Genomic DNA, 11,805 nt, shown 5'->3' on the forward strand with positions numbered 1-11,805 from the left:
TCGGATAACCGATCCACATCCCCGGCGACAGGCACCAGACCATGATTCGGCAATCAATTCGTACTTTTAATGCAGAAAGGTTAAGGACTTCACCAATTTTGCCTGTTTTTCGCTGGCCGCCGGCACCGACAAAAGGCGATCCCGCAACAAAAAACGCCGCAACCCAAAGGTCGCGGCGTTGCCTGCGATATGTGCTGATTTCAGTGGGTCAGACGACTGATCGCTTCCTTGATGCGCAGTTTTTCGCGTTTCATCTGGGCGATGGCAAAATCATCCGATCCGGGTCGTTTCTGTTCCTTTTCAACCGCTTCAGAAAGGTTCTGGTGTTTTTTGCGCAGTTCTTCGACATGGGAAGTAACCGACATTCCATCCTCCTTGGCTGTTGTTCGGCAGATCAAGTCGAACACAAAACTCTGATTCTGTCATCAGACATTTACATTACCAAAGGTTGATTTCCGTGGCGTCACGCAGGATGGCGGCGGCCATATCGGTAAAATCTTCGCCATCTTGCAGATGCGCCACTGCCGCGTGCAGAATCAGCGGCGCGCGCAGGCGCAAGGGGCCGCGCGCGCCCTTGCGCATTCCGACAAGAACCCGGCCCGCATCGCGCCCCGCACGGGCGCTGAGCGGCAGGATCGACAGATCCCCGGCGCGCCCGGCGACCGCCGCCAGCACATCGGCCAGGCGATCCGCGCGCAGCACCAGCACCATCCGCCCCCCTGACCGCAATCGCCGCAAGCCCGCGTCGATCCACAGATGCAGCGGCGTATCCTCGTGCCGGGCATCGGCGCGGCCCGTATCCGGGGCACGGGTTCCGGCGGCGAAAAATGGTGGATTTGCAATCACATGGTCAAAGCTCTGCCCCCGCAACGCGACCGGCATGGCGGCCAGATCGCCGGTCAGCACCCGCAGCGCGATGCCATTTGTCACCGCATTGCGTTCGGCCAGCGCGGCGTAATCTGCCTGCCGCTCGATCCCGGTCAGCACCGCACCCGGCACCCGCGCGCCGATGCACAGGCTGGCCACACCGGCACCGCAGCCCAGCTCCAGCACCGTTTCGCCCGCCTGCACCGGGCAGGCCGCCGCCAGCATCACCGCATCCGCCCCGGCGCGATAGCCCTGCACAGGCTGGGTGATCCGCAGCCGACCGCCCAGAAAGCCATCCTCACGCAGCATGGTCATTCAATCAGCCCGGCGTCACGCAGCACCGCGCGGGCCATGAACGCATCGCGATCCGCCACCATCAGCCGCCGTGGCAGGATACCGATCGAGCCGTCCAGCACGCTCATATGCCGGTCCAGTTCAAAGGTGGGAATGTCCTCGGCTTGCAGCAGCGCCTGCGCGTGTGACAGCAAAACCGGGTCGGTGGTGCGCAGCAGTTCGATCATGGCTGCGACGTTAGGCCGTGGTTGCGCAATTGTCGATGCCGTGGCAATGGGTTGCCGCAAAGGCAAAGAGGTCTGGACGTGAACGATACCGCCCTGAAACCGCTGGACCGGCTTGGCGCGACGCTGGCCCCCGAAATGGCCGCCGTCGATGCGCTGATCCGCGACCGCATGGCCAGCCAGCACGCCGCCCGCATCCCCGAGGTGACGGCCCATCTGGTCGGCGCGGGCGGCAAGCGGCTGCGCCCGCTGCTGACGCTGGCCGCAGCGAAAATGCTGGGTTATCAGGGTGATGCGCATGTTCTGCTGGCAACAGCGGTCGAGTTTATCCACACTGCCACCCTGCTGCATGATGATGTGGTGGACGAAAGCCGCCAGCGGCGCGGGCGGCCCACGGCGAACCTGCTGTGGGACAATAAATCCAGCGTTCTGGTGGGGGATTACCTGTTCGGGCGCTCGTTCCAGTTGATGGTGGAAACCGGCAGCCTGCGCGTGCTGGATATTCTGGCCAATGCCGCCGCCGTGATTTCCGAAGGCGAGGTGCTGCAACTGACCGCCGCCCAGGACCTGCGCACGGACGAGCCGATCTATCTGCAAATCGTGCGCGGCAAGACCGCCGCGCTGTTTTCCGCCGCGACCGAGGCCGGGGCCGTGGTCGCCGGAGCGCCCCAAGATCAGGTGGCGGCGCTGCACGATTACGGCGATGCGCTGGGGATCGCGTTCCAGATCGCCGATGATCTGCTGGATTACGGCGGCACCAGCGAAACCATCGGCAAGAACACCGGCGACGATTTCCGCGAACGCAAGCTGACGCTGCCGGTCATCAAGGCCGTGGCGCTTGCCGATGAGGAAGAACGCGCCTTTTGGCAGCGGACCATCGAAAAGGGCGATCAGCGCGATGGCGATCTGGAACAGGCGCTGCGGATCATGCACGGCCACGGTGCGTTGGATGCCGCGCGCCGCGATGCGCTGGACTGGTCTGCCCGCGCGCGCGCGGCGCTGACCGCCCTGCCCGACGGCGACATCCGGGGCATCCTGTCGGATCTGGCCGATTACGTCGTCGCCCGCGTGGCCTGATCCGGTCTTTCGGAATGACGAAAGGCCCCCGTTCGGGGGCCTTTGCCATATTCAGCGGACCAATGGTCACGAGTTATAGGCGTTCTCGCCATGGGTGGTCAGGTCAAGACCCTGACGCTCATCGTTTTGCGCCACGCGCAGGCCCGTGACCGCCTTGACGATATAGATCGCCACCAGCGACACCACCGCCGACCAGATGATCGCAATCACCACACCCAGCACCTGCACATAAAGCTGTTCGCCCATCGACACGTCCACGCCCTGACCGCCAAAGGCCGGGAACACGAACACGCCGGTCAGAACCGCGCCGATGATGCCGCCGACGCCATGGATGCCGAACACGTCAAAGCTGTCGTCGATGCCGATGCGCGACTTCATGCTGTTGACGAACCACATGCAGGCCAGCCCGGTGATCGCGCCGATGGCAATCGCCCCCATCGGCCCGACAAAGCCCGCCGCCGGAGTCACGCCGACCAGACCGGCAATCGCCCCGGACACGCCGCCCAGCAAGGACGGATGACCGCGCAGCACCCATTCGCCAAAGGCCCATGCCAGCGCCGCCGCCGCCGTCGCGACCACCGTGTTCACCACCGCCAGCGCGGCAATGCCGTCTGCCGCCAGCGCCGAACCGGCGTTGAACCCGAACCAGCCCATCCACAGCAGCGCCGCGCCGATAAAGGTAAAGGTCAGGTTATGCGGGGCCATCAGCTCGCGCCCGTAACCGATCCGCGGACCGGCCACATAGGCCGCCACCAGACCGGCCACACCGGCGTTGATGTGAATCACCGTCCCGCCCGCGAAATCCAGTGCACCGTGCTGGAACAGATAGCCGCCCGACTGCCAGACCATGTGGCAGATCGGCAGATAGGACAGCACGAACCAGATCAGGCAGAACAGCAGGACTGCGCTGAACTTCATCCGCTCGGCCGTGGCGCCGACGATCAGCGCGGTGGCGATGCAGGCAAAGGCAAGCTGGAACACGACGAAGTTATATTCGTAGATGTCCCCCTCCAGCGTATCCACCGAGATACCCGACAGGAACATCTTGGACAGATCGCCGATAAAGGCGCTGACACCGCCGTTTTCCGCACCGGTAAAGGCCAGCGAATAGCCAAACATCACCCACAACAGCGCCACGATGCAGAAAACGGTAAACACCTGCATCAGCACCGACAGCATGTTCTTGCCACGGGCCAGCCCGCCATAGAACAGCGCCAACCCCGGCACGCTCATCAGCATGACAAGGATCGCCGAGACCATCACCCAGGTCACATTGCCGGTATCGGCAACCGGCACCACCGCAACGGCGGCTTCCGTCACGGTTTCGATCACCGGGGCGGCGGCTTCCTGAGCCAAAGCGGGCAACGCGGGCAGCGCAGCCATCGGCACGGATGTTAACAAAGCTTTGTTCATCGTCTCACCTGTCTTGAAGCGGGCAGCCGGAAGGGCCGCGTTTCCTCTTTTTGATCGTCAGCGGGCGGGGCGATGCACAAGAACAGGGCGCAGCGCCGCAGCGCAGAAAACCGGATTGCGCAAAAAACAGGCTGTCTGTAGGCGCAATGCCCGCGCGCCGCGCAGATCACAGATCGGTAAGCCGAGTTTCCATACAGCGATTCTTGCGCTATGCTACCTTTTCAAAGAGCCGGAAAACCGGCGGGCAGCGAACACAGGCACAACGCATGAAACGACCCACCGGGACGCCCAGACGGGCGGGCAAAGGCCCCGTCGCCGACAAGCGCGACTTTGCCACCACCGAAAAGCCCAAGCGCCACACCCCGCGCCAGAAAAACCGGCGCGGCAATATGGTGACGCGCGGCGTGGCGGGCATGGTTGTGCTGGTCTGGCGCATCCTGTGGGGCAGCGCATGGCGGCTGGCACTGGTGCTGGCGCTGATCCTGTTTGGCGCAACGGCCTATTATTACAACACCCTGCCCCAGGCGGCGGCACTGTTCGATGGCCGCGCGCGCGGCTCTGTCACGATGCTGGACCGCGATGGCGGGGTGTTCGCGTGGCGCGGCGAAACATTCGGCACGGTATCGTCCGACAAGATCGCCCCGGTGCTGAAAAACGCCGTCATCGCGACCGAGGACCGGCGCTTTTACAATCACCTTGGCGTCGATCCACGCGGCATCGCCGGGGCGATGCGCAACAATATTCAGGCCGGGCGCGGCGCGTTCGAGGGCGCGGGCGGATCGACCATCACCGTGCAGGTGGCCAAACTGCTGTGCCTTGGCCAGACCTTCGACCCGACCCAGTGGAAGGACGAGGCCGAATTCGAACAGGATTGCCGCGTCAGCAGCCTGTGGCGCAAGGTCAAAGAGGTGCCCTATGCCTTTGCGCTGGAGGCCAAATACTCCAAGGATGAAATCCTGAACATCTATATGAACCGGTCCTATCTTGGCGCCGGTGCGCGCGGGTTCGAGGCCGCCTCGCAGCGTTACTTCAACAAACCCGCCAGCGACGTGACCGCCCCCGAAGCGGCGATGCTGGCCGGTGCCCTGCGCGCCCCCAGCCGCTATGCCCCGACCGCGAATCTGCAACGCGCACAGGATCGCGCCAACGTGATTCTGGGCCTGATGCACGAAGAGGGCTATCTGAACGACGCCGAACTGACGCAGGCGCGCGCCAACCCCGCCACGCTGTCGCGGGCAGCAGCCGCGCGGGCGGGCGGCTATTTCGCCGATTGGGTGATGGATTCCGGCCCCGGCTTCCTGACCAGCGAAACCACCGAGGATGTGACCATCCGCACCACCTTTGACCAGGGCATTCAACGCGCGGCGGAACGTGCGCTGGCGCGGGTGTTCGACGAAAAGGTCAAGGACGGCTCCAAGGCGCAGGCCGCCGTCGTGGTGATGAGCGCGGACGGCGCCGTGCGCGCAATGATCGGCGGGCGCGATAACGTGGCCGCAGGCACCTTTAACCGCGCCACGCAGGCGAAACGGCAAACCGGGTCGTCGTTCAAGCCCTTCGTCTTTGCCGCCGCGCTGAACGCCGGTTACACGCCCGACAGCCGGGTTCTGGATGCGCCGCTGACGATCAGCATCCGCGGCTCGGCCCCGTGGACGCCGCAGAACTATACCCGCCGTCACCGCGGCGAAATCAGCCTGACCACCGCGCTGGCCAATTCGATCAACACCGCCACCATCCGCCTGCAAGAGGCCGTCGGCCGGGCCGAGGTGCGCCGCGTGGCCCAAGCCTTTGGCGTGGCCAGCGACCTGACCACCAGCCCGTCGCTGGGGCTGGGGGCGTCCGAATCGACGCTGCTGGAAATGACCGGCGCCTATGCCGGCATCCGCAACGGCGGCACCGCCGTGCATCCCTATGGCCTGATCGAGCTGCGCATCAAGGGCGATGGTGCCCCGCTGATGGGGCAAGCCGGGGGGCTGGGGCAGCAGGTCATTTCCAACCGCGCGGCCGGACAGTTGATCTTCATGATGGAGCAGGTGATCCAGAACGGCACCGGCACCCGCGCGAAACTGCCCGGCAACCGCCCGGCAGCGGGCAAGACCGGCACCACCTCATCCTATCGCGATGCGTGGTTCATCGGCTTTACCCAGCAATATGTGACCGGCGTCTGGATGGGCTATGACGACAACACCCCGCTGAATGACGTGACCGGCGGCGGTCTGCCAGCCGAGATCTGGCAGGCGGTGATGGCCGAAATCCACGACGGCCTGCCGGTCGAACCGCTGCTGGCCGTTTCGCCCGATGGCGGCGGGCTGATTATCTTGCAGGGCGAGGGGATGCCCACGGTCGTCACCTCGGGCAGCGCGCAAGACCCGCTGGCCGCCGCCTTGGCACAGGCGATCGCGCCCGAACAGGCCAGCAGCGCCACCGTCACCAACGCCCCTGCCCCGCCCGGCACCGCACCGCAAACCCCCGCCAGCAGCACCAGCGCAGGCAGCACCCCCGAGGTGCCCGCCGATGACGCACTGGCCGACGCGCTGCGGGGGATATTGAACTGAGGCCGGGGCGCGGGCTTCCCTCGCGCCTCGGCTGATGCAGGCATCGGTGGCTATGCCGGTCAATTGCGGGGGCGGGCGACGTGGGGGCCTGATTGCCACGCTCATGCAGGGGGGGCGGGCCGCCGGCGAAGCGTTACTGCTTTCGGACCGAAACGGATCGGGATACCGCGTCTTGCCGTCCGAGGATAAGGCGGGCCGCAATCCTGCCTGTGAAGTTGAGGCTGCCCAAGGCTTCCCCGTGCAGAGCTTGCGCAAAAGCAAACCCAACAGTTCATCGGCTCAGCAAGCTGGCGCATCCCCAGACGGCTTTAACCAATTTCGTCCGCTTGAGGGCGGCTTCAGCCTGCCAATGCAGCATAGAAAATGATCGGCGCTCCTTAGCCGAACCGGCATTTCCAGCGCACGATCAACGGCAGCGCGATCATCGCCGAACATTGACGGCATGACCATCAAAGCCCCCTGTTAACGCAGCGCCAAGAACAGCCCCATGTCTGGCCAGTCCAAGAATGCTGACAATACACCCCATGCAGCCTTGGCACCGAACCCCATTCGCAGACTGACCGCCGCCGAAGCACACCTTGCCGCGCCAGTCAGCACCATCGGTTTCGCCACAGCATTGGCCCAACGCAAAAAGGCCCGCGCGGGGCGGGCCTTTCGTGCATCTTTACATCAATCAGCCGAAGAACTGGCCGCCGTTGGCCGAGATCGTCGATCCGGTGATGAAGCCCGCCTCATCCGAGGCGAGAAAGACCACCGCGCGGGCGATTTCTTCGGGTTCGCCCAGACGCCCGACCGGGATCTGCGGAATGATGCGTTCGTTCAGCACCTTTTCATCAATCGCGCGCACCATTTCCGTGCCGATATAGCCCGGCGCGACGGCGTTCACCGTGATCCCGGCCCGCGCGCCTTCCTGCGCCAGCGCGCGGGTAAAGCCGATGTCACCAGCCTTGGCGGCGGAATAGTTCGCCTGCCCCGCCTGCCCCTTTTGGCCGTTGACCGAGGAAATGTTGATGATACGGCCGAATTTGCGATCACGCATCCCGCCCCAGACCGGATGAGTCATGTTGAACAGGCCGGTCAGGTTGGTGTCGATCACCTCTTTCCACTGCTGGACGGTCATCTTGTGGAACATGGAATCGCGGGTGATCCCGGCATTGTTGACCAGAACGGCGATCGGGCCGAGTTCTTCTTCGACCTTCTTGATGCCTTCGGCGCAGGCGTCGTAATCGGCAACCGACCATTTATAGGTCTTGATGCCGGTTTCTTCGGTAAAGGCGTTGGCCGCTTCGTCATTGCCGGCATAGTTCGCGGCGACGGTATAGCCCGCCTCTTGCAGCGCCTTGGAAATGGCGGCCCCGATCCCGCGCGATCCGCCGGTCACAAGAGCAACTTTCGACATGGTATCCCCCCTTTAGGTCATAGTCTTGAAATCTTGCTACCCAAACAGCCCGCCCCACGCAACATCATTTCGTAGAACCTTGACTGACCAAGCCAGACCACCCTGTGATCGCCCTGCCCGCGACCAGCAATCAACGGGGCGCCAACCCGGATTTCAGGGAAGGGTTGCGGGTTGTCGATCAGGCGTCAAGTCTTGCCGGGCATTTTGCAGGCATTTTCACGCCAACTGCCCTGGCAGGACCAACGCACCGTATCATTTTACCGCTGCACCATCGTCGGCGGGCTTTTCCACGGCGGGGCAATGGTCGGTGCACCGAAATAATAGCCCTGCATGCAGTCGATTCCCATGTCGATCAGGAAGGCAGCCTCATCCGCAGTTTCCACCGATTCCGCGACCGTGAACATGTCGAAATGATGGGCGATGGATTGCAGCGCGCGGGTCAGCACCTGATTATCCGGCTGGCTGGCAATGTTGCGGATGAACTGCCCGTCGATCTTAATCATGTCAAAGCAGAAGTCACGCAAATAGCGGAACGAGGTATAGCCCGCGCCGAAATCGTCCAGCGCCAGACTGACACCATATCCCTGCACCTCGCGCATGAACTGATGCACGACATCGGGCATTTCCATCGCGCTGCTTTCGGTGATTTCCAGAATCAGCCGTTCGGCGACCTGAGGTTCGGAAATCAGGCCATCGCGCAGGGTGGTGATCCAGTCGGGATAACCGATAGAGCGCGCCGACATGTTGATCGACAGCCGCAACGAGGGATCTTCGCGCAGTGATTGCAGCCCCAAGGCCAGCGACAGACAGTCGATCCGCCGCCCCAGTTCCGTGGTTTCGGCCACGGGCATGAAATCGCGCAGCGGCACGATCCGCCCCGATTCGTCGATGATGCGGATCAGCCCTTCGTAAAAGGCCGGGCGTTCGGTCCGCCCCGACTGGACGACGGGCTGAAAGGCCAGCACGCAGTTGCCGCGTTCAACCGCCAGCCGAACGGTGGGCAGCGTGACCCGGCTTTGCTGATCTATGGCGTAGTCGAGCGGGGATGCGCTCTGCTGGGTTCCGGCGGACACGATTCACCTCTTGCACGGTTGTCTTTGCACTATCGCCATGATTGCCTAATTTCACGTAAATGATGACTGCTTTCTGGATTCCCGGTTAATGAACGATATATCCCGCTGTGGCTGGTGCGGCACTGATCCGCTGTATCAAGACTATCACGACACCGAATGGGGCGTGCCGGAACGTGATCCGCGCGCCTTGTGGGAAAAGCTGATTCTGGACGGGTTTCAGGCCGGTCTCAGCTGGATCACTATCCTGCGCAAGCGCGATGCCTTTCGCGAGGAATTTGACGATTTCAACCCCGAAAGCATGGCAAGCTGGGACACCGCCCGCATCGAAAAGGCGCTGTCCAACCCCGGAATCATCCGCCACCGCGGCAAAATCGAATCAACCGTGCGCAGCGCGCGCATCTTTCTGGACATGGAAACGGGCGAGGGATTCGCGCCTTTCATCTGGGGCTTCACCGGCGGAAAAACCGTGCAGAACAAATGGTCCTCGCTGGCGCAGGTTCCCACGCAGACGCCCGAATCGCAGGCCATGTCCAAGGCGTTGAAAAAGCAGGGGTTCAATTTTTGCGGGCCGGTGATCTGTTATGCCTTCATGCAGGCGGTGGGGATCGTGAACGACCACATCACTACCTGCCACCGGCACGGCCCGGTCAGTCGGCTTTCAGCGCCCTGACCACCTCCAGCGCGGCATCCGACGCCCAATCTGCTTCGCCGTTCAGACGCGCTACCTCGCGGCCCTCGCGGTCGATCAGCACCGTCACCGGCAGGCCGACAACGCCCATCGCGCGGGCCAGCTCCATCCGCGGATCGGTCAGCAGAGGCAGGGTTTCAATGCCCGTTTCAGCAAAGAATTTGCGCATCGCCTCGGGCGGGTTGCGGCCTGCGGCGATGGTCAGCACCTGAAAATCATCGCCGCCCATTTCCTGCTGCAAGGCATCCAGCGAGGGCATTTCTTCGCGGCAGGGCGCGCACCAGGTCGCCCAGAAATTCACCAGCAGCGCCTGCCCCTGCCAATCGGAAAGCTGGTGTTCCCCGCCATCCAGATCGCCAAATGTGGCATCCGCAATCTGGGCCGGAAAGGTGTCGGCCAGCCGCACCAGACCTGCCGCCTGCGCGGCGGGCACATCCACGGGGTTGCCCTCGCCCGCGAGGGCAGGCAGCGCGATTGCGCCGAAAGCAACGGCCAGATAAAGGGATCGCAGCATGAAATCCTCCGCACAGGGAACGCCGATGACCGACCAGCCCAAGACCGCCAACGCAATGTGGGGCGGGCGCTTTGCCGCCGGGCCGGATGCGATCATGGAGGCGATCAACGCCTCGATCAGCTTCGACCGGCGGCTTTACGCCCAGGACATCCGGGGCAGCCGTGCCCACGCCGCCATGCTGGCCGCGACAGGCATCATCAGCAGTAACGACGCCGACGCCATCCGTGAAGGGCTGAACACGGTCTTGTCAGAAATCGAGGCCGGAACATTCACCTTCCGCACCGATCTGGAAGACATTCACATGAATGTCGAAGCACGGCTGAAAGAGATCATCGGCGAACCGGCGGGCCGCCTGCACACCGCACGGTCGCGCAACGATCAGGTGGCGACCGATTTCCGGCTGTGGGTGCGCGACCAGTGCGACGCCGCCGACGAATCGCTGCGGGCACTGATCGGCGCGCTGCTGACGCAGGCCGAGACGGGGGCGGATTGGGTGATGCCGGGCTTTACCCATCTGCAAACCGCCCAGCCGGTGACATGGGGGCATCACATGATGGCCTATGTGGAAATGTTCGGCCGCGACCTGGGCCGCTTTGCCGACGCGCGGCGGCGCATGAACGAATCGCCCCTTGGCGCGGCGGCCCTGGCCGGGACCGGATTTGCGATCGACCGGCAGGCGACAGCCAAGGCGCTGGAGTTCGACCGCCCGATGGCCAACAGCCTTGATGCTGTCAGCGACCGCGATTTCGCGCTGGAGTTCCTGTCAGCAGCCAGCATCTGCGCCGTTCACCTGTCGCGACTGGCCGAGGAGCTGGTGATCTGGTCATCGGCACAGTTCCGCTTTGTGGCAATGTCGGATCGGTTCTCGACCGGCTCGTCGATCATGCCGCAAAAGAAAAACCCCGATGCGGCAGAGCTGATCCGGGCGAAAATCGGGCGAATCCTTGGCGCGACAGTGGCGCTGTTCACGGTGATGAAGGGCCTGCCGCTGGCCTATTCCAAGGACATGCAGGAAGACAAGGAACAGGTCTTCGACGCCGCCGATTCGCTGATGCTGGCACTGGCGGCGATGACCGGCATGATGAGCGACCTGTCCGCCCGCCCCGACGCGCTGGAGGCGGCAGCCTCCAGCGGCTTTTCCACCGCCACCGATCTGGCCGACTGGCTGGTGCGCGAAGCCGGCCTGCCCTTCCGCGACGCCCACCACGTCACCGGCGCGCTGGTCGCCAAGGCAGAAAAGGCCGGCGTCGATCTGCCTGACCTGACGCTGGCCGAAATGCAGGCCGTCCACCCCGCCATTACCCAACAGATTTTCGACGTGCTGGGTGTCCACAACTCGGTCGCCTCGCGAACCAGCTATGGCGGTACCGCACCGTCGCAGGTGCGCAACCAGATCGCGCGCTGGAGGCAAGCTCTGGCCTGATCGGCACCGCCTTTTGCGTATTTGGGCAAACAGGAAACCGGCAGATGTCTTCCTGTTTGCATCAAATACGCCTCTTTGGGCGGGGCCGTGATATTGCCCGCTGCGGCGGCTTGGATCATAACCCGGAGCAGTCTCAGAGGTTCTCGTAATGCGCATCGTCCTTTTCCTGACCACCGCCCTGATCCTGTCCGCCTGCGGCGTCGATGGCGCGCCCGAACGGCCCGCGCCGGGGCTGCATCTTGATGGCGAGGCGCGGATCGGCATCGCAACGGGCGTCTGAC

Annotated in this window: 12 protein-coding genes; 5 read left to right on the plus strand and 7 right to left on the minus strand. The window is 63.7% G+C overall.

Going from position 1 to position 11,805, the window contains the following annotated elements; translation table 11 throughout:
* Positions 1-200 precede the first annotated feature (200 nt).
* From Q4G14_RS03980 to Q4G14_RS03990, 3 genes are read right to left on the minus strand one after another with little or no spacing between them, the layout of a single operon-like run.
* A complete protein-coding gene (locus tag Q4G14_RS03980; RefSeq protein ID WP_368661302.1) occupies positions 201-407 on the minus strand; it encodes a YdcH family protein in 207 nt (68 codons plus the stop codon).
* 31 nt (positions 408-438) lie between these two features.
* Entirely contained in the window at positions 439-1,182 is a 744-nt protein-coding gene (locus Q4G14_RS03985; RefSeq protein ID WP_303360425.1) for a tRNA1(Val) (adenine(37)-N6)-methyltransferase, read from the minus strand.
* Positions 1,179-1,388, minus strand: coding sequence for a DUF2007 domain-containing protein (locus Q4G14_RS03990; RefSeq protein ID WP_303360426.1), 210 nt, complete (start codon positions 1,386-1,388; stop codon positions 1,179-1,181). Before Q4G14_RS03990 ends, Q4G14_RS03985 begins: the two co-directional genes overlap by 4 nt.
* Before the next feature lie 72 nt (positions 1,389-1,460).
* On the opposite strand from Q4G14_RS03990, the gene Q4G14_RS03995 reads away from it, so the two are divergent.
* Entirely contained in the window at positions 1,461-2,462 is a 1,002-nt protein-coding gene (locus tag Q4G14_RS03995) for a polyprenyl synthetase family protein (RefSeq protein ID WP_303360495.1), read from the plus strand.
* A 66-nt stretch (positions 2,463-2,528) separates the two neighbouring features.
* Here Q4G14_RS03995 and Q4G14_RS04000 read toward each other — a convergent pair whose 3' ends face one another.
* Positions 2,529-3,845 (minus strand): ammonium transporter, encoded by a 1,317-nt coding sequence (locus Q4G14_RS04000; protein WP_303360427.1) that lies wholly within the window; start codon positions 3,843-3,845, stop codon positions 2,529-2,531.
* A 296-nt stretch (positions 3,846-4,141) separates the two neighbouring features.
* Here Q4G14_RS04000 and Q4G14_RS04005 point away from each other — a divergent pair, with 296 nt between their 5' ends.
* Positions 4,142-6,427, plus strand: a complete 2,286-nt coding sequence (locus Q4G14_RS04005; RefSeq protein ID WP_303360428.1) for a transglycosylase domain-containing protein — start codon at positions 4,142-4,144, stop codon at positions 6,425-6,427.
* Between the two features lie 673 nt (positions 6,428-7,100).
* On the opposite strand, the gene phbB is transcribed toward Q4G14_RS04005, so the two are convergent.
* Together phbB and Q4G14_RS04015 are read right to left on the minus strand one after the other, a co-directional pair.
* Positions 7,101-7,826 (minus strand): acetoacetyl-CoA reductase, encoded by a 726-nt coding sequence (gene phbB / locus Q4G14_RS04010; RefSeq protein ID WP_303360429.1) that lies wholly within the window; start codon positions 7,824-7,826, stop codon positions 7,101-7,103.
* A gap of 257 nt (positions 7,827-8,083) precedes the next feature.
* Positions 8,084-8,899 carry an EAL domain-containing protein gene (locus tag Q4G14_RS04015; RefSeq protein ID WP_303360430.1) on the minus strand — a complete coding sequence of 272 codons (816 nt, stop codon included), beginning with the start codon at positions 8,897-8,899 and terminating at the stop codon, positions 8,084-8,086.
* 88 nt (positions 8,900-8,987) lie between these two features.
* Between Q4G14_RS04015 and Q4G14_RS04020 the strand changes: the two genes are divergently transcribed.
* Positions 8,988-9,569: a DNA-3-methyladenine glycosylase I gene (locus tag Q4G14_RS04020; protein ID WP_303360431.1), complete on the plus strand. Its 582-nt coding sequence runs from the start codon at positions 8,988-8,990 to the stop codon at positions 9,567-9,569.
* Here Q4G14_RS04020 and Q4G14_RS04025 read toward each other — a convergent pair.
* Complete coding sequence (locus Q4G14_RS04025) at positions 9,547-10,101, minus strand: TlpA disulfide reductase family protein (RefSeq protein WP_303360432.1); 555 nt, start codon at positions 10,099-10,101, stop codon at positions 9,547-9,549. The genes Q4G14_RS04020 and Q4G14_RS04025 overlap by 23 nt on opposite strands.
* A 25-nt stretch (positions 10,102-10,126) precedes the next feature.
* On the opposite strand from Q4G14_RS04025, the gene argH reads away from it, so the two are divergent.
* The gene (argH, locus tag Q4G14_RS04030) at positions 10,127-11,524 is read left to right on the plus strand and encodes an argininosuccinate lyase (RefSeq protein WP_303360496.1); all 1,398 of its coding nucleotides are present in this window, start codon (positions 10,127-10,129) and stop codon (positions 11,522-11,524) included.
* A gap of 148 nt (positions 11,525-11,672) precedes the next feature.
* Positions 11,673-11,804 carry a hypothetical protein gene (locus Q4G14_RS04035; RefSeq protein ID WP_303360433.1) on the plus strand — a complete coding sequence of 44 codons (132 nt, stop codon included), beginning with the start codon at positions 11,673-11,675 and terminating at the stop codon, positions 11,802-11,804.
* The last annotated feature ends 1 nt before the right edge of the window (position 11,805 follow it).

Origin of the sequence: Paracoccus sp. (in: a-proteobacteria) (assembly GCF_030538755.1) — a bacterium.
Taxonomy (GTDB): Bacteria; Pseudomonadota; Alphaproteobacteria; order Rhodobacterales; family Rhodobacteraceae; genus Paracoccus.